Source organism: Streptomyces sp. NPDC002004 (assembly GCF_053593975.1).
Genome location: NZ_JBSFDP010000026.1, coordinates 81855 through 99464 on the forward strand (window position 1 = coordinate 81855; position 17610 = coordinate 99464).

Sequence of the window (17610 nt, forward strand, 5' to 3'; positions counted from 1 at the left end):
GACCGGACGACGACCCCCGCGCATCAGTAGGCCCCCTGCCCGTAGAGCACCGCACGCAGCGTCTTCCACAAGATCACTGTGTCCAGGGCGAGCGACCAGTCCTCGACGTACCGCAGGTCCAGCCGGACCGCCTCCTCCCACGACAGGTCGCTGCGCCCGCTGATCTGCCACAGGCCGGTGAGCCCGGGCTTGACCAGCAGCCGCCGCCGGATGTCCGGGCCGTACGCAGCGGACTCCTCCGGTAACGGAGGCCGCGGACCGACGAGCGACATCGATCCGGTCAGCACGTTGAAAAGCTGCGGGAGCTCATCGATCGAGTACCGGCGCAGCACTGCTCCCACCCGGGTCACCCGCGGATCCCGGCGGAGCTTGAACAACGGGCCGGCGCCTTCGTTGCGGTCGGCCAGCTCGGCACGTGCCCCGTCGGCCCCGGCGACCATGGTGCGGAACTTGAGAATGGTGAACTCACGGCCGTCCTTGCCGACCCTGCGCTGGCGGTACAACGCCCCACCCCGGCTGTCGACCAGCACGAGCAGCCCGACGAACACCATCAGCGGCGCGAACAGCATCAGCAGAATCGTTGCGCCTAGCCGGTCGACGACCCCTTTGACCGCCCGGCGGCCCCCGGTGAAGGTCGGCATGCTGACCCGCAGCAGCGGGATCCCGAGCACCGCGTCGACGTGCAGCCGCGGGCCGGCCACCTCCATCAGCACGGGGGCCACGACCATTTCGGCGTCGCTGCCTTCGAGGTTCCAAGCCAGCCGCTGCAGCCGGTCCGGTGACCAGTGCGGGTCCGCTGTGACCGCGACGACACGGTAGCCGTCGCGGCGGACATGGTTGGCGACGTCCGTCAGCCGGCCGACGACCGGCACTCCGTCCAGTTGGTCACCTTCGAGCCCGAGACCGTCCGTCGTGCACACCGCATCCACCCGCCAGCCGAGGTGCGGGAACTTGCGGGTTCGGGTGATCAGGTCGCGCACGGTGGCCGGGCTCCCGGCAGCGAGCACCGGTCTCAGGCACCGTCCTTCCTTCCGCTGTTTGTGCAGCCAGAGGCGCAGCAGATATCGCGCGGTCATGGTGACGAGCGCGATCGCGGGGATGGCGACGAAGATCCAGAGCTTGATATTGCGCGAGGTGAGGGCGATCCCGCCGAGTGCCAGTACGACGGTCGCCATGAACAGTGAGCGTCCGAGCCGGCGGAATTCCTCGGCGCCCTGGCCGAGCACGGCCGGAGCCCACGACCGGCTCACCGCAAGTGCCCCCAGCACCAGCAGCTCGGTGCCGAATGCGAGAATTCCCCACTTCTCATGCCAGTTGGCCGCGTCCCGGGCCCCGAAGAAGTTGCCGATCGCCGCCACCACGAAGGCGGTGGCCACGGTATCGCTGGTGATCACGGCACGGCGGTACCGCTGCCCCCAGTCGTTCGCGGGCTGACTGATTGCCCCGTCCGCCAGACGCCCGCGCGCCGACGGAAACGGGCTGACTAATCCCCCTTGCCGCACAGAACCCCCCAGGTCCCCAGTGGTACGACGTGTGCGCCTGACACCGTTCCCCCGCCCGGGAGGCCCCCGCCTCCCGCGCATGACATCACGGCTGTTTCAGAGGTGCTTGAACAACCCACCCTGGCGGCAGCAGATTCGCATGTCCTGCCAGACTTTCGAGGTGCGCTGGAACCGTCGAAACCTCGGGTGCTCCCCGCACCCAAGGCCCCCTCTCGGGCTCCAGGAATCGATCAACCCCACGGCTGGCGCCGGGGACGCGACTGCTGGCTTTCCGTAGCGCCGGACCTATAGATCGTCATTGGTCGCCTCGTGCCCGAACGGCTGAAGCACGGTCAATCTAGACCATCGGGGCCAGGATGAAGAGAGGATGTGTGTAATTTGTGTTCAAGGTTGGAGCCCGGATCCACCGGTCGGTGACCGTCTATGGGCGCCTTCACGCCACCGCGTGCTCAAGCAGTTCGCCCGGCCCCCGGGCGCGGCTTCTGCGCGGTGGTGATCGGCGAGCTGCAGCGGGCCTTCCGCGGCGCCCGGTTCGGCAACGACTTCCCGCCGTTCGTGCACTACGGCGCGCCGCTGTGGGCGCCCGAGGTGGGCAGGGCGATCGACCCGGACAACGAGGCGCATGACTTGATCGTGTCGGTGTTCGGCGGCATGTCCAAGGGCGGGCGCGACCGCCTCACGTTCCGGTGGCCGACTGGGAGATGCGGGCCATCCCTCGCATCGGCGTCCCGAGCTGGATCCGCAGCCGAGGCCGGAGACCTTCCGGTGCGCCTCGGTGAACAGAACTGTCGTCGGCGAAGACACCGTCGCCGGAAGGCCTGCCGGAGTCCTACAAGGACTCCATGCGGGCCCGGTCCCAGGGGCTTGGTCCCGTGCCGTGCCTCCACGCATTCAGGTCCTCCCCGTTCACGCACAGGATTCCGACCTGCTGCGCGTATTCGAGGGCAGGTGCGGTGAAGTCGCCCGTCGTGACGACGGCCGCGATGTCGGCCTCGTGGACGGCGAAGCAGGTCCCTCCGAATCGCTGCATGTCCTGTGAGCCGACCTTGTTGGTCTCGCTGTACTGCTTGCACTGAATGACCACTCGTCGCCCGTCCGCGGTGACCGCGGTGACATCGGCCCCCAGGTCGCCTGCTCCTCCGACCACTTCCACCTCCTGGCAGTCATCGCGTGCGCACAGGTCGGCGATCGCCTGCTCAAAACCGTCGGGATCGAGTTCGGCGTAGTCGGGCACGTCGTCGAGGGGTGCTGTCATCTCTTCGCCGCCGAGGCCGAGCGGCACTGTGAAGGCCGCCGACTCTTCCGGGGCGCGGCAGTCCTCGCGCTCGCCGGCTGTTGACGAGACCTCCCCGGCAGGTGCCTCCGGCATCCGTGCCCTCACGGGGGACGGCAGCATCCGGTCCGCCGACGTGGGGCTGAGGCTGTGGGACGCCGTCTGCGCCGCTTCCTCCAGCGCCCGAGCGGCCCGTCGCGCGCAACGCGCGGCGGAAAGACGCCGCCACCTGGGCCGGAGCATCAGAGCTGACGCGATGCCCAGCACCACCAGCACGCACGCCCAGAGCGGGCGGCGTTCGACGACGCCCACCGCGGTGCGTGCGAGGAACGCCAGCATGCACATGGTGATCGCCAGCAGGAGAAAGAACAGGGTGGTGGTGCGCAGATCGAAGCGACGATCGCGGTCCATGCGTCGTGCAGGGCGCACGGGTATGGTCATGCTGAATTCCTCCTGGACAGGGACGGCGGTTCATCCGTCTACAGATGCCCAAGATCATTGACTTGTTGTCACGGGCATGTCCGGTCGCCCGCTCGGCCACCACTCGTGTCCGTCGCGCGAACCTCCGCGTGCTGGGCAGCTGTTGCCCACGTCGAACGTGCCACGGCCACCGCACGCGGCCGGTGACGGCAGGGCGGCCGTCCGCTCCGAGGACGTGCTCCCGTAGGGGAGGGCCGGTCGGTCAGCCCCGCCGCTCCCGGGGCCGCCGGCTCACTTCGGAAGCCCGCGCCGGCGCCGGTTGTATGTGCTCATCGCGGCCAGGGAGCCGAACACCCAGGCAGCGGACAGGCCCAGGATGAACGCCCAGAACCCGAAACCCCCGTCCTGCTTGTCACGCACCGACCACAGCAGCAGCGCCGCCGGTCCCACGGAGACCAGCGGGCCCAGCAACCACCAGATGAGATAGGTGCGCACGATCTCGCGGACGTCGAGCGGGGTCTCCTCGTGCACGGTGTATCTGGTGACCGATCTGCCGCCGGTCCCGATCGGCGTGTAGACGGTGCTGCCGACGGTCAGACGATGGCGGCGCAGCGGTGCGAGCGGCAGGTCGAGGACGACGGCCCACTCGGTGGCGTAGTGACTGCCGTCGCGGTTGCGGTTTCCGAACCCGAGGTACTTGGTTCCTATTCCGTTCCAGGTCGACACAGTGGGTCCCTCCTCTGCAGGTGGTCGTCCGTGCGCACCCGTCCGAGGCGTTCCGTCGCCCGGGCGCGCGCGGCGTCCGCCGTCGGTACGTCCAGCACCGACGGGCGGACGGTTGCGTCAGCGCTGCTTGCGTCGGGCGATGGTCAGACCGATCACGCCGACGATCGCAACGGGCGGGGCCAGCAGGCCGAGTACGAGGATGTGGCCGATCAGGCCGATGGCGACCCCGAGCGCTCCGACGAGAACCAGCGCTCTCCACAGCCCGAGGCCGCTGCCCGTGTCCTGGGCTTCCGTCATGACGTTCTCTCCCGATTCCGGTCATGCACCGTGCTGCGCCCCACCGCGTCCTGGGGCCCGGACCCGGCACCTCGACGGGGGCCGCTCCCGGGGCGGTGCTCGGACGACAAGCGTCCCAGTCGGTGAGACTTCCGGGCATCCGTGAAAGTACGTACCTCACCTGGCCAAGTCACCCTGCATCGACGCGCGTTGCGACGTACCGGCGCCGGGGTGGCGCGGCGATGCGAGGGAGCGGCCCCGCCCCGGGGTGAGGGCGGCCGTGTGCGCGGCCGGGCCCTTGGCGGGAGGCCGGTGGGGGCCGGTGGGACACGGGACGCGCCCCACCGGCCCCTGGCCCGGGGCGGGTCAGGACCCGGAGATCTCCGCGCGGACCGTCCGGGCCGCAGCCACCAGGTTCTCCAGGGAGGCGTGGGTCTCGGGCCGGCCGCGGGTCTTCAGGCCGCAGTCGGGGTTCACCCACAGGCGCTCGGCCGGGAGGGCCCTCAGACCGGTGCGCAGCAGCGCCGCGACCTCCTGGGTGCTCGGGACGCGCGGCGCGTGGATGTCGTACACGCCGGGCCCGGCTTCGCGCGGGTAGCCGTGGGCGGCCAGTTCCCGGGCGATCTGCATGTGGGAGCGGGCGGCCTCCAGGCTGATCACGTCGGCGTCGAGGTCGTCGATGGCCTGGAGGACGTCCCCGAACTCGGCGTAGCACATGTGGGTGTGGATCTGGGTGTCCGGCCGTACCCCGCCCGTGGTGAGCCGGAACGCCTCGGTGGCCCACTCCAGATAGGCCGGCCGGTCCGCGGCCCGCAGGGGCAGTGTCTCGCGCAGGGCGGGCTCGTCCACCTGGATGACCGGGGTCCCGGCCGCCTCGAGGTCGTCGACCTCGTCCCGCAGGGCGAGGGCGACCTGGCGGGCGGTCTCGGCGAGGGGCTGGTCGTCGCGGACGAAGGACCAGGCGAGCATGGTGACCGGGCCGGTGAGCATGCCCTTGACCGGGCGGCCGGTGAGGGACTGGGCGTACGTCGTCCAGCGCACCGTCATCGGTTCCGGCCGCGAGATGTCGCCGGCCAGGATCGGCGGACGGACGTAGCGGGTGCCGTAGGACTGGACCCAGCCGTGCCGGGTGGCGAGGTAGCCGGTGAGCTGCTCGGCGAAGTACTGGACCATGTCGTTGCGTTCGGGCTCGCCGTGCACCAGGACGTCGAGCCCGGTCTTCTCCTGGAAGGAGACCACCTCCCGGATCTCGTCCTTGATGCGGTCCTCGTAGCCGGCCGGGTCGATGCGGCCCGCACGCAGGTCCGCCCGCGCGGTGCGCAGTTCGTCCCTCTGCGGGAAGGAGCCGATCGTGGTGGTCGGCAGCAGCGGCAGCCCGAGGCGGGCGCGCTGGGCGACGGCCCTTTCGGCATACGGCTGGGACCGGTGTGCGTCGACTTCGGTGACGCTGGCGGTACGGGCCCGCACGGCGGGGTCCCGGGTGATGGGCGACCCGGCACGGGACGCCAGATCGGCGCGGTTGGCCGCGAGTTCGGCGGCGATCGCTCCGGCGCCGTGGGCGAGGCCCCTGGCGAGGGTGACGATCTCGGCGGTCTTCTGGCGGGCGAAGGCGAGCCAGCGCAGGACCTGCGGTTCGATGTGCCGTTCCGCGGCCGCGTCGAGCGGGACGTGGAGCAGCGAGCAGGACGCGGCCACGTCGACCCGGTCGGCGAGGCCGAGCAGCGTGCCGAGCGCGGCGAGCGACGCCTCCAGGTCGGCCACCCAGATGTTCCGTCCGCTCACGACGCCGGCGACCAAACGCTTGCCGGGCAGTCCGCCCACGGCGGCGAGCGCGTCGAGGTTGGCGGACGCGGCCTCCGTGAAGTCCAGGGCGAGCCCGTCCACCGGGGCCTTGGCCAGGACGGGCAGGGCCTCGCCGAGCCGGTCGAAGTAGGAGGCGACGAGCAGCTTCGGCCGGTCCGTGAGCGCGCCGAGTGCCTGGTAGGCGCGCTCGGCGGCCTTCAGCTCCGCGGGCGTACGGTCCTCGACGAGGGCCGGTTCGTCGAGCTGCACCCACTCGGCGCCCGCCGCACGCAGGTCCGCTAGCACCTCGGCGTACACCGGCAGCAGCCGGTCGAGCAGGGTCAGCGGCTCGAAGCCGGCGGCCACACCGGGTGCGGGCTTGGCGAGCAGAAGGTAGGTGACGGGCCCGACGAGGACCGGTCGGGCGGTGAGGCCGAGCCCGATGGCCTCCTTCAGCTCCGCGACCTGCTTGGCCGAGTCGGCCGCGAAGACTGTGTTCGGACCCAACTCCGGCACCAGATAGTGGTAGTTGGTGTCGAACCACTTGGTCATTTCCAGCGGTGCCGCGTCCTGGGTGCCGCGCGCCATGGCGAAGTAGCCGGACAGCGGGTCGGCGTCGACCACGGCCCGGTGGCGTGCGGGGATCGCACCGACCATCACGGTGGTGTCCAGCACATGGTCGTAGTACGAGAAGTCGCCGGTCGGCACCTCGTGGACGCCGGCGTCGGCCAGCTCCCGCCAGGTGGTCCGCCGCAGTCCGGCGGCGGTGGCCCGCAGGCCGTCGGCGGTGACGCGGCCCTTCCAGTAGTCCTCGATCGACTTCTTCAGTTCCCGGTTGCGCCCCTGGCGGGGGTAGCCGTACACGGTGGCCCGGGCTGCCGGTTCTGTTGTCACGGAGATCTCCTTCGCGAGATGAATCCCTGAGATCCCGGCGACGGGACGAGAGCGCGAAGGGGTGACGACCGGACGGTACGACTGCGTGCGCCGCGGCACCGTCGTCCGCCCGGTAGGTACTCCCCGGACGACTGGTCCGGGGTGCCACCGACCTGCCCTCGAGGTCACCGGGATGTCCGCGCACGACCTTCCGTACGCGGGCAGCGGGCAGGTCTTCGGACTCGCGGGCACGTCCTCATGGGGGAGGACACCTACTGGCCGTCGCTTCCCAGGCCCGGCGGGGCCCAGTGCGTATGACGGCGGTCGTTCCCGCTCACCGCTGCGGGGCAGTCCCGGATTTCCACCGGGTTCCCTCTTGCGACGCTCCCGTCCGGCTGACGGGGCGAACCAGCTGCACGGGCCAGCCTAGGGGCCGTGCAGCCTTGCGGGGCGAGCATTCCGCCATGTGGGTCGCGGGGCATGGGCTGCCGCGTCCGCGAACGGCTCGAGCGCCCCCGGCGTGCCGCGCCACCCGTGACGGGTCCCCGGCCCAGGCGGCTTCCGCAGCGGCGGGAAGCACGGCCGCCCCGCGCGGTGGCCCCGCACGGCACAACGGCCGGACCGCCCCCCCGGGAGATGAAGATCACGCCAGATGGTGCGGTCTTGGCCGGGTCGCCTACACGCGGTACGGTCTGTGCGATATCGACGAGGGGTATGGCGGAAGCCGGTGGGAATCCGGCACGGTCGCGCCACTGTGAACGAGACGGACCGCCCGGACGGGCGGGGCGCCTCGTGAGTCAGACCCGCTGCCCGCTCGTTCTGTGCACCACCGAGATGGGACGCGAACTCCCAGAGGAGGCCCTGCCATGGCGCAGCACGTCGCCCAGCCGACTGCCACCACCCCCGTTCTTCCCGCCAAGCTGCCGATCGGCGCGATCGCCCCCTGGGCGGCGTTCTTCGGCATCCTGATGATGGTCCTGCTGTACTTCGTCGGCGCCGAGCAGGGCGCCACCTCCGTGTTCAACGGCGCGGACGTCCACGAGTGGGTGCACGACGCCCGCCACCTGCTCGGCTTCCCCTGCCACTGACGTAGGGAAGCCGCACACCCATGAACTCCGCAACGGTCAGAAACCTGCTCGTTCGGGGCATGCTCGCCGGCCTGGGTGCCGGCGTGCTCGCCCTCCTGGTCGCCTACTTCCTGGGTGAACCGAACGTCGACAGCGCCATCGGCTTCGAAGAGGCCCACGCCCCGGCGCACGAGCACGAGGTCGAACTCGTCTCCCGCACCCTGCAGTCCACCGCCGGCCTTGCCACCGGCGTCCTGGTCTACGGGGTGGCCTTCGGCGGCATCGCCGCGCTCGCCTACTGTTTCGCGCTCGGCCGTGTCGGGCGCTTCTCACCGCGGGCCACCGCGCTGCTGCTGTCCGGCTGTGCACTGCTCGCCGTGTACGTCGTGCCGTTCCTGAAGTACCCCGCCAACCCGCCGTCGGTCGGCGACCCCGGCACCATCGGCAAGCGGACCACCCTGTACTTCCTGATGATGCTGCTCAGCGTGCTCCTCGCGGTCGCCGCCGTGATCCTGGGCAAGCGGCTCGCGCCGCAGTTGGGCACCTGGTACGCCACCCTCGTCGCGGTGGCCGGCTTCGTCCTCGCGATCGGGCTGGCGTACGCCTTCCTGCCCGTCATCAACGAGGTGCCGAAGGACTTCCCCGCCACTTTGCTGTGGCGGTTCCGCCTCTCCGCCCTCGCCATGCAGATCACCCTGTGGGGCGGGTTCGGACTGATCTTCGGCGAGCTGGCACAGCGTCTGCTGTCCCCGCAGCCGGCATCGGCCGCATCCGGCCGGGCGGTCGCCGCCTCGAGCTGAACCACCCGATGCACCAGAGGGCCCGCGGAACCATCCGGGGGCCCTCTCACGTTCTTCCGGCACCGATGGACCCGGACGACGGACGTGCCCCGTCGGGCGGACCGGTCAGCCAGGACGACGGGGGCGAGGAGCGGAGGACCCGAGTGGCCAGACATCCCCAGCCGCGCCGCATCACGCTCGGTGGCCGCGAGGCGGTCGCCCTGACCCCGGAGGAGTACGAGCAACTGATCGCCAGCCGACGGCAGATCGGCGGTCAGAGCGCCCGGGTCAGGGTCCTCGCCCACCAGGTGAAGCGGACCGAGGAACTGCTGCGGGAACTGGAGACCCTCGTCGGCCGCCCGCCGGACGGCTGCGACGGGCCGCGGGGAGCCGCGGCCGACGGGGGCCCGTCGTGCACCCCGGGCGGCCCGGCGGGGAACGCCCCACATGCCTGTCTGCGCTGCGCGGTGGCGGATCTGCTGGACCGTCATCGGCGCCCGGTCGCCGGACGGAACTCCGGCGTCGAGCCTTCTTCCTCGGCGCCGCGCGGATAGCGAACGGCCTCCGGAGCCGTGTGCGCGGGTTCGGATCCTGCCGGGGGCACCCTGCATGAGGTGCCCAAAGACCCCGTCACCAGCGGAAACGCTGCGGTCGGCGTCTTCGCGTATGTGCGAGCGTGTGCCGCTCGGAGCGGGCGTATGTCGCGGTCTGTGGACGAGGCGTGGACGGGATCTTGGTCCATCGCCGCAGGCCAAGCCTGAAAACGAACGCGTACTCCGGGCAAGGACGCGGAGCCTCGGACACAGAGCCGGGTACCGCTGCAACCTCAGCGGCGACCGATGAGTCCTAGCTTCAGCCTGGCCCTGTCGACCCGACAGGCCACCACGCAGTGATGAGACCCGGAAACGATGAAGCCCCTGGACGGGACGCCAGGCACCTCGGACACGGGCAGGCTGCGTTTCACTCGTAGCAGGTCCTCGATGCGCCGGCTGCCGGACAGCAAGTCCCTCACGCCGATGAGTCGCCCACCCTCGCAGGGGGCGACTCATCACGATGCTGTGGTTACAGCGACCGCTCGATCTTCCGCTCCTCGATCTGCTCTTCCGCATTGGTCTTCTCGTCGCGGACGGTGTACCTCGCCTGGGGCGGCTCACCCTGGATACGCCGGATCTCTCCGGTGTGCTTCTGGTTGTCCTGCCCCTGGTACTCCACACGATCGCCCTTGTTGAACTGCGTCACTGTCTCCACCTTCCGAAACTGACTGCACGGGTTCGCCTGTCTGAAGTGCGAGACCCGCCGCGCATCCGCTCTGAGCGCGGGGCGCAGTGTCATGACACCGCGACTGATCCGCCGCAGCGACCGCTATGGGCCGAACGAGTTAACGCGGTCCACGTTTGCCAGCTTGGATTGCTCAAAATGGAACTGCAGCCAGAGCCACTTTCACGAAGCGCCATCACCATGGCCGCGGGCACAAACGGCCCTCCCGAGACGACACTCGGGTCCTCGTTCTGCCCAGCCTCAGCCACAGCACGAAAACGGTCCGCCGACTCTGTCGGCGGACCGTCACGAAACTTCGAGGCTAAACGAATGGGTACGTGTGCGGGCGGATTGCAGCGGCGAAAACGCCGTCAACTCCACCCCTCGGCACCATAAGAACATTCGATTTTTGTCGTGCCCGACATCTTGCAAACATCGACCCAGATCGGCGTTTGCTCCGGAAGGTCACCGGTTTTCCAATCCGTACAATAGGGCGAATCGTGACCGGCGGTGCTGGCGGTGCGAATGACATTGCCAGTGTTTCGATTGTACAGCCACGCCTTTATGGAATACCCATCGGCGTACATGTCGCAGGCTTTCAGTGCGTCACCGGGCAGACTCCCGTCCGGATCCGCATGGAACCACCCGTACCCCGCAGTGGCGCAGTACTCCAATGGGCACCGCAAAACATGGACGGTAACATCTTGACTTGCTTGCGCCGGACCCGCGGCAAACACCACCATCCCCCCAGTCGCTATCGCCGCCGTCAATGCACTCTTCGCGAAGCGAGGCATCCGCATGAGTTTCCCCCTCTATTGATCAAATTGGCAGATGCAGATTAGCGAGGGACCGCCAACGGTACAAGGCTTCGAGCGGGACTTTAAAAGATGTCTCCTGCCCGCCCCCTACACGGACCGCGCGATCGAGACGCCGGATCTGCACTTGATCGAGAATGCCCCAGATGCCGTCCCGTTGTCGTTGTCGATCAGTGCACATTTCGTTCGCAGTGCGTCTACAAGACCCGGGGGTGTGTGCCGGTAGTTCGTTAGTGTCGCGCTTTCACGAGGTGAGGTGTCCGAGGCTTGATCAAATAAGCAGAGAGTGGTCCTGACCTGCAACGATGGGACTTGTGTAGGGTCCTGTTGGCTGCACGGAAAGAAGCACTCTCCAGGTGAAGAAGCGTATGCCTGCCGCCTCATCGACACCCTTGCAGCCTCCGGGAAGAAGGCCCTGCGGGCCATCCGTGCCGCGCGGGCTGAGTAAAAGAGCGTTTTGTCCCGGCGGGGTTGTTTGGTTCGAGGTTCAGGTGTCGCGCCAGTTTGGGGTGGATTCGCGGGTGAGTCGGCGGCTCATGAGGTCGATCATCGCGACGTGGATTATGGCTTCGGAGCGGTGGGGGGTGGGTTTCGTAGTCGCGGGCCAGTCGGCGGTGGTGCATGAGCCATCTGAAGGTTCGCTCGACGACCCAGCGCCGTGGAATCACCTTGGAGCCTTTGACGCCGGCTCGCGTTGGACGACTTCGACGTCGCACCAGGCGACGCAGAAGGCCGTTGAGTTGGTCGAAGACGCCTTCCTTTTGCCAGGCGGCGAAGTAGCCGTAGAGCGTCTCCCACGGTGGGAAGTCGTGCGGCAGGTAACGCCAGGCAATGCCGGTGCGGTCGACGTAGAGGATGGCATCCATCAGGCGGCGCAGGTCGCGCTCGGGCGGTCGGCCGATGTCCAGACCCCTGTCCCTGCGCTCGGCCTGCCACCTGGTGAGGATGGGTCCGATCAGTTCCCAGCGTGCATCGGAGAGGTCGCTGGGATACGGGCGTTGTCGCGTCATGTTTCGGTAGCACCGGCGGCCGGCCCGTCCCTGCAGGGCGCAAGTAGAGCCAAGTGGGGGCGCCCTGGGATCAGACAGGAGCGAACCGGCGGAAACGGACGGCCGAGAAGCGGCCTCTGCCCCATCCACCACATGGAACACCTTCGCCCCAGCAGCCTTCTCAACTCGCCCCGGTGAAGCCTCACCAAACAACCTCACCGGGACAAAACGCTCTTTTGGTCTCTTCTTCATCGGGCTTTCTCCTTCAGCGGGTGAGGTGTCCCCCCGCCGAGACTGCCGGAGCGCCCTCACTCCGTGTTGACACTGCCTCCAGAGGTGGTTGGCGCTGCGTCCACAGCCCCCTCTTTCCGCGCGCCGATCAGGGCCTGAAGCCGGTACTCCTTGGGTGAAAGGCCGTAGGCGGCACGGAAGGAGCGCGTGAGATCGGAAACGCGGGGGATGCCCCAGCGGGCGGCGATCGTGTGGATGGCCGCGGTCCGCTGCGCGGGGTCCGCCAAGTCGCAGCGGACGGCTTCCAGCCTGAGGCGGCGGATTTGGGCTGCGACGGTTTCCCCCCTTGTCTGTTGGCGAAAGATCCGGTGCAGGTAGCTGAGGGAGATGTGATGTGCGGCTGCTATTACCGGTGGCGTCAGGTCCGGGTCCTGCAGGTTTTGCTGGATGAATGCATGAATTTGCCGCACCATAACCTGGTGGCGGGTCTCCGGTGGCAGGGCGGCCTCGGAGTCCAGGACCTGAGCAAGCCAAGCCGATACCAAGTCAATTACGACTGTGCCGAGACGTGGTGCGTCGGATGGTTGGAGGGATTTCGATTCCCGGTCCAGGGCGGTGAGAAAATTCGCCAGCAGGGCGCCCGTTCCTTCCCGCCCCGACAGCCGCACTCCCAACAGCTCCTGCACCCGGTTAGGCGACACAGGCAACAGAACCTTGGGAAACTCTACTCCCACCCCTGTGATGATGCTGCAGTCTTGGTTGTCTAGGGGTCGCACATCGTAAGGCCGGGAAGTGTCGACCACATACAGATCGCTCTGGCGGTGCATATCGGTTTGCCCAGCGTGGTCGACCCCCAATCCGCCGTCGAGCAGCAGTGTTACGTGGTATAGCTCAGGATCGGACTGGCGTACCATCCGTGCACTCCGCCGGAACCGCGCAGGCCGGAACGACGCTGGCCATATGGTCACCGACCCCAGTTCAAGCACTCGCTGATGGGCCCAGAAATCAGCGGCGTACTCGCTGGTCATGTCACTGGGCGCGTGCGTCCGGCTGATCAGTTCCCGCCAGTGGTCGAACCTGTCTTCCACCGACACGTCTTCGCTCCGGAATACTGTACCGATCATTGCATCCCACCCCCGAGAGCTATTGCGAAACGGTCCGTGTAAATTCTCTTGCGCAGTCGGGCGCTGCTTCCCCTGCAGGCCTGACACAAGGCTACTACGACACCCTAGAGTGCCCCGAGATTTTCGAACAGGGGCCCAATAAGGTTGCCTTGATTGGGGTCGATAACAGGCTCGATCGCTGATGCCCAGTCTCCAGGCGCCATGCATGCAGTTTTGCCGCATGCAGATTTCACATATCATTTATTGGCCAGGATTCCCCGTCTCTCTGCACATACTTCCGGTAAATCGGTAGATATCGGTACGAGTGATCCGTCCATAACAGAGGCCCTCCGTAGCGACCCGACAGGCCTTATGGTGACGCGGCAGAAGACTTGATTCGCTTATCAGAAACTCAGTGGCCCTCGGACGACCTCATCAACCTCTGGAGGATCGTGGACTACTCGTGGACTGGTATGCGCTGGGCGGCTGCCCGCGGGACGCTGACCAGCGCCCATGCTGGCTGACGCAAGGCCCTCCGGAGCCGTGTGCGCGGGTTCGGATCCTGCCGGGGGCACTTCGCCTCAACCAGCACGATCATGCGGTTGATCAGGGTAGATGCCTCACGCGAAGAGCGGGACCCAGTCTCATGGAGTCCCGCTCTTTCTCGTAGTTGCGCACTGATCGCGTGTGAGTGCGTGTGAGCCGCACACGGAGGGTGAGGATCGCCTGGGCGAGGGCGGTCATGCGGGTGGTGCGCAGGCGCATCCGCGCCCTCAGCGCACGCCGTAGACGTCACGAGGAATGATTGTCATGCTATTGCGGCATGATGGAGCAGCCAGCAGAGGGTGGCACACGCAACGATTCCATGCGTCACATGAAATGGTGGTTATTGGCCAGCGCACTGCTTGCCAGTCTCGGCCTGTTCACCCAGTTTTATGTGGTCCACAAGCTCGATGCCAAGAATATCAGCCTCTCCCAGCGTGACGTTAAGGTTGGGGCGAATTCTCTTGAGAATCAATGGGCGGCCATGTTTACCCTACCTAAAGGGTATACGGAACTCACCGTCGCATTTGATCTCGGAGGGCAATTAGAATACTGCGTACGCCCACGGGTAGCCATCTATGGTATTTCCGGAACCTCTAGCCGGTTCTCGGCGTTCGCGAATAATTCTTCTTTCGTCTTGGATGTTCCAATTCGAGCATCGGCCACCCGCGTTGAGTTGGCGGTCGCACTGGAGGATGTCCAGGGCAACCCGGAATGCCGGGGCGAACTGCAAGTTGAGCCCTATTCCGTCAGCTCGGAGGATAGCCCGTGGCGGCGACCGGTCGATTGGTCTTCTACTGTACTTTTGTTTCTAAGCCTAGCGTGCATCGTCTTCCCCTACCTATCACGGAGACTATCGGAGGGCGACTGGGAAGCGAGGGAACGCCTCCGTGAGGCGGAACGGGGCCTTGAGGAATCTCTGCGTCAATCCGGCGACACGAACGAGGTGGAGACCGAGAAACGTCTTCTTCTGTCCGATCTTTGGACCGTGACGCATCGAAGGCTCGATCACTATCATGGCATCGCAACCAATCAGGCTTCGAGATCGTTCCGCAATGCTCAAGGCGCCATGGGGACGGGTTTTGTTCTGCTCATCGGCTTTACCTTGTTGGCTATGACTGCACGGACTGCGACTGCCAGTATTGTCGCCGGCACGCTTGGCGTAACCTCGGCCGCACTAGCTGGTTATGTGGGTCGCACTTTCGTTCGATCTCGGGAGGCTTCTGCCAGTCACCTGCGGGCGTACTTCAATCAGCCTCTGGAATTCTCCCGCTATCTGGCAGCAGAGCGGCTCATATCTGAGGCGCAACTGACCAACGAAGCACGTGCAGAAATCCTCGCCAGCCTGGTGCAGGCCATGGTTACGCCACCTCCTGCTCTCGCTGATCCGCCATCGGTAAACGCAGAGGGCCCGCGATCCTAAAGACCTAGAGGTAGCCCCTTTATATGCCGTTAGGTCGCGCTCTTGTGATCGAAAAGGAATCTAGGACTCACGCGCGTCCGGCCCCCAGCAGGACCGAGGTCCAGCTCTCCCTGTATGGGGTCAGGACCGTGACGTATGGGGTCAGGACCGTGACGCCGAATCAGGTCAGCGCGGAGACTGACAGCACGGCGAAGACGGGCAACGGTGACGGGGACATCGCGTTTGGCGTACCGGATCGGATGGAGCACATGACCGGCGACGACCGTCATGTGCGCGCTTGCAGGCGGACCGCTGTGGTGTCGGGCAGGTCTGTGAGTCCTGCCGCCAGTTCCTCGTACTGTGAAGCGTGGAGACCGTGTCCGTACGCCACCAGAGTCTGTGTCCCCACACCCCGATGCCCGTCACGCGCGCGCTCATGGGCGCGGACGATGCACTCTGGGATCAGCTGAGTGAGTGGAGCAGTCAGCTCACCAAAGACGCCCCGCGACCACGACAAGCCCGTACTCGGTTCCCCCATACGTTCCCCCTCGTACTCGTGGCACTGTCAGAGGCAACTGCCGAATCCGACGGTGACTCACGGTGAGACCCGCCGCAAGAGCGCATAGCGGGCACCGCCCGCTTGGATCAGCGGCAAGGCCGAAGTTGCGCCATCGACGTCCTGCGGCGCGGACTTGCGGAAGCACCATTCGGAAGCAGGTGGGTGCCACGAGCGGGGGCGCCGGTCTCTGGACGGCCTGTGGGTCGACGCGGGACAGCTTGACCGGATAGAGCCTCTGACCAGTACGTTACCGATGAGGCGGAACGGTCCTCCGGAGTCCTGTCCGCCGGGCCGGGCGGTCGGTGTCAGTCGTCGGCCTCGCCGTCGGACGAACCGGGGGCTCGGCCGATGCGCAGGTTCCAGCGTCCGGAGCGTCCGCTGATCTCGGTCGCCGCCAGAGGCGCCACGTCGAGTCGCCAGAAGGCCGCCGTGGGTGCCGCGAGGACCGCGACGACCACGGCGCGTACGACCTCCGGCTCCACCACGGCGATCGTCCGGCCGTCGGCCGGCGGCGAGGTGTCCAGCCATCGTGCGACACGCTCGCAGAGGTCCTGCACCGACTCCCCGCCGTGCGGTGCCGCGGTCGGATCGGCCAGCCAGCGGACCACCGCGTCGGGTTCGGCCGCGCTCACCTCGTCGAGTGTCCGGCCGCGCCAACGGCCCACGTCCAGACCGGTCAACTCCGGTACGTCCTCGGCGTCGAGGCCGAGGGCCGACGCCGTTTCGCGGCAGCGCACGGTGGGCGAGGCCAGCACCCGGACGGCCCTGCGCAGGGTGCCGGCGGCCGCGCGGGCCTGCGCCGTGCCGCTCGCGTCGAGCGAGTCGCCGTCGTCGAACCGCGCCGCGCGCAGGGACGGGGTCGTCGCGGGTGAGATCAGGGTGACGCGGCTGGTCAGGGCTCCTCCTTGGTCCGTGCGGTCCCAAAGTATCGCTCCCCGGCGGGTGTTCCGGTGACCGGGGGGGGCGGGGTCCGGCCGGGCGTGAGGCGGCTCTCCCGTCCGTGAGCGCCTCGTCGGCATCGGGCACGCTCACGCCCCCGGACGTCCTGTGCCTGCACCACGACGTCGTGGGCAGAGGGAAGCCGTGGGCAAGGAGCATGCCGACAGGGGTAGTTGGCGCGTTCGGAGCCTTGGGCACCTGGATGGCGGCAGGGGTGACCCAGTAAGTTACTCACCAGTAGTTGTTGGTGTCGCCGCTCTCGGAGGCTTGAGGAGTCCCCTGATGCAACTCACCGCGATCATCGTGTCGCTGGTCCTGACCTTGGCGGGCGCAGCGCTGCTCCTGCGCGCCGTCGGCCAGTTGGTCCGGTACTTCCGCCTGGGCCAGCCGGTGCCGTCCGGCAGCCGGACCGGCGATCCCTACCGGCGCAGCGTGACCGTGCTGCGGGAGTTCCTCGGTCACACCCGTATGAACCGCTGGGGGATCATCGGCGTCGCGCACTGGTTTGTCGCCGTCGGCTTCCTCACCCTGGGCCTGACGATCGTCACCGCCTACGGCCAGCTCTTCAAGGCCGACTGGACGCTGCCCGTGCTCGGCGGCTGGCTGCCGTACGAGGTCTACATCGAGTTCATCGCGACCGGCACGACGCTCGGCATCATCACCCTGATCGTCGTCCGGCTGCTGAGCCTGCCCTCCCGGGCGGGCCGCAAGTCGCGGTTCGCCGGCTCGAAGGCGGGCCAGGCGTACTTCGTCGAGTACGTCATCGTGGTCATCGGCCTGGCGATCATCGTCCTGCGGGGCCTGGAGGGAGCGCTGCACCACGTGGAGGGCTACGAGGCGTCGTACTTCGCCTCGTACCCCCTGGTCGCGCTCTTCAAGGGGCTGAGCGTCCCCACGCTCGAGAACCTCGTGTACCTCGCCGCCGTGATCAAGCTCGGCACCACGATGATCTGGGCGATCACCATCGGTCTGAACACCAACATGGGTGTGGCGTGGCATCGGTTCCTGGCGTTTCCGAATATCTGGTTCAAGCGGGAGGCGGACGGCGGTACGGCGCTGGGTGGGCTGCAGCCG

General features: G+C 67.5%; 13 protein-coding genes, 1 tRNA gene, 2 pseudogenes and 1 riboswitch. Of the genes and pseudogenes, 6 read left to right on the forward strand and 10 right to left on the reverse strand.

Annotation, left to right across the window (positions count from 1 at the left end):
• Positions 1-23: 23 nt before the first annotated feature.
• From ACWCP6_RS28295 to metE, 5 genes are all read right to left on the reverse strand, one after another.
• Complete coding sequence (locus ACWCP6_RS28295; RefSeq protein WP_450935403.1) at positions 24-1502, reverse strand: sugar transferase; 1479 nt, start codon at positions 1500-1502, stop codon at positions 24-26.
• A gap of 829 nt (positions 1503-2331) precedes the next feature.
• Positions 2332-3216 carry a restriction endonuclease gene (locus ACWCP6_RS28300; RefSeq protein WP_450935404.1) on the reverse strand — a complete coding sequence of 295 codons (885 nt, stop codon included), beginning with the start codon at positions 3214-3216 and terminating at the stop codon, positions 2332-2334.
• A 270-nt stretch (positions 3217-3486) separates the two neighbouring features.
• Complete coding sequence (locus tag ACWCP6_RS28305) at positions 3487-3921, reverse strand: hypothetical protein (RefSeq protein WP_450935405.1); 435 nt, start codon at positions 3919-3921, stop codon at positions 3487-3489.
• Positions 3922-4038: 117 nt separating this feature from the next.
• On the reverse strand, positions 4039-4218 hold the full coding sequence (locus ACWCP6_RS28310; RefSeq protein WP_450935406.1) for a hypothetical protein: 180 nt from the start codon (positions 4216-4218) through the stop codon (positions 4039-4041).
• Positions 4219-4563: 345 nt separating this feature from the next.
• Positions 4564-6873, reverse strand: coding sequence for a 5-methyltetrahydropteroyltriglutamate--homocysteine S-methyltransferase (gene metE, locus ACWCP6_RS28315; RefSeq protein ID WP_450935407.1), 2310 nt, complete (start codon positions 6871-6873; stop codon positions 4564-4566).
• A gap of 189 nt (positions 6874-7062) precedes the next feature.
• A riboswitch (cobalamin riboswitch) is annotated at positions 7063-7280 on the reverse strand.
• Between the two features lie 438 nt (positions 7281-7718).
• On the opposite strand from metE, the gene ACWCP6_RS28320 reads away from it, so the two are divergent.
• The 4 genes from ACWCP6_RS28320 (at position 7719) to ACWCP6_RS28335 (ending at position 9301) form a co-directional block, all read left to right on the forward strand.
• Positions 7719-7940 (forward strand): CbtB domain-containing protein, encoded by a 222-nt coding sequence (locus ACWCP6_RS28320; protein ID WP_450935408.1) that lies wholly within the window; start codon positions 7719-7721, stop codon positions 7938-7940.
• A 20-nt stretch (positions 7941-7960) separates the two neighbouring features.
• A complete protein-coding gene (locus tag ACWCP6_RS28325) occupies positions 7961-8719 on the forward strand; it encodes a CbtA family protein (RefSeq protein ID WP_450935409.1) in 759 nt (252 codons plus the stop codon).
• 143 nt (positions 8720-8862) lie between these two features.
• Positions 8863-9252: a hypothetical protein gene (locus ACWCP6_RS28330; RefSeq protein ID WP_450935410.1), complete on the forward strand. Its 390-nt coding sequence runs from the start codon at positions 8863-8865 to the stop codon at positions 9250-9252.
• Positions 9240-9301, forward strand: a tRNA-Arg gene (locus ACWCP6_RS28335). The genes ACWCP6_RS28330 and ACWCP6_RS28335 overlap by 13 nt, the downstream gene beginning before the upstream one ends.
• Before the next feature lie 459 nt (positions 9302-9760).
• On the opposite strand, the gene ACWCP6_RS28340 is transcribed toward ACWCP6_RS28335, so the two are convergent.
• The 4 genes and pseudogenes from ACWCP6_RS28340 to ACWCP6_RS28355 form a co-directional block, all read right to left on the reverse strand.
• A complete protein-coding gene (locus ACWCP6_RS28340) occupies positions 9761-9937 on the reverse strand; it encodes a hypothetical protein (protein WP_450935411.1) in 177 nt (58 codons plus the stop codon).
• 389 nt (positions 9938-10326) lie between these two features.
• Positions 10327-10749: a hypothetical protein gene (locus tag ACWCP6_RS28345; protein ID WP_450935412.1), complete on the reverse strand. Its 423-nt coding sequence runs from the start codon at positions 10747-10749 to the stop codon at positions 10327-10329.
• A 508-nt stretch (positions 10750-11257) separates the two neighbouring features.
• Positions 11258-11780: pseudogene (locus ACWCP6_RS28350) on the reverse strand (transposase).
• A 287-nt stretch (positions 11781-12067) separates the two neighbouring features.
• On the reverse strand, positions 12068-13114 hold the full coding sequence (locus ACWCP6_RS28355) for an AraC family transcriptional regulator (protein WP_450935413.1): 1047 nt from the start codon (positions 13112-13114) through the stop codon (positions 12068-12070).
• Positions 13115-13916: 802 nt separating this feature from the next.
• Between ACWCP6_RS28355 and ACWCP6_RS28360 the strand changes: the two genes are divergently transcribed.
• Entirely contained in the window at positions 13917-15059 is a 1143-nt protein-coding gene (locus tag ACWCP6_RS28360; RefSeq protein WP_450935414.1) for a hypothetical protein, read from the forward strand.
• Positions 15060-15902: 843 nt separating this feature from the next.
• Here the strand turns inward: ACWCP6_RS28360 and ACWCP6_RS28365 are convergent.
• The gene (locus ACWCP6_RS28365) at positions 15903-16493 is read right to left on the reverse strand and encodes a histidine phosphatase family protein (RefSeq protein ID WP_450935417.1); all 591 of its coding nucleotides are present in this window, start codon (positions 16491-16493) and stop codon (positions 15903-15905) included.
• A gap of 325 nt (positions 16494-16818) precedes the next feature.
• Here ACWCP6_RS28365 and ACWCP6_RS28370 point away from each other — a divergent pair.
• Positions 16819-17610 (forward strand): annotated as a pseudogene (locus ACWCP6_RS28370) (Fe-S oxidoreductase); the annotation flags it as partial.

What these genes read in the sequence shown, in the direction of transcription:
- ACWCP6_RS28300 (WP_450935404.1), bottom strand. Translation starts at nt 3,216, where the DNA reads ATGACCATACCCGTGCGCCCTGCACGACGCATGGACCGCGATCGTCGC.
- ACWCP6_RS28310 (WP_450935406.1), bottom strand. Translation starts at nt 4,218, where the DNA reads ATGACGGAAGCCCAGGACACGGGCAGCGGCCTCGGGCTGTGGAGAGCG.
- ACWCP6_RS28320 (WP_450935408.1), top strand. Translation starts at nt 7,719, where the DNA reads ATGGCGCAGCACGTCGCCCAGCCGACTGCCACCACCCCCGTTCTTCCC.
- ACWCP6_RS28325 (WP_450935409.1), top strand. Translation starts at nt 7,961, where the DNA reads ATGAACTCCGCAACGGTCAGAAACCTGCTCGTTCGGGGCATGCTCGCC.
- ACWCP6_RS28345 (WP_450935412.1), bottom strand. Translation starts at nt 10,749, where the DNA reads ATGCCTCGCTTCGCGAAGAGTGCATTGACGGCGGCGATAGCGACTGGG.
- ACWCP6_RS28355 (WP_450935413.1), bottom strand. Translation starts at nt 13,114, where the DNA reads ATGATCGGTACAGTATTCCGGAGCGAAGACGTGTCGGTGGAAGACAGG.
- ACWCP6_RS28360 (WP_450935414.1), top strand. Translation starts at nt 13,917, where the DNA reads ATGATGGAGCAGCCAGCAGAGGGTGGCACACGCAACGATTCCATGCGT.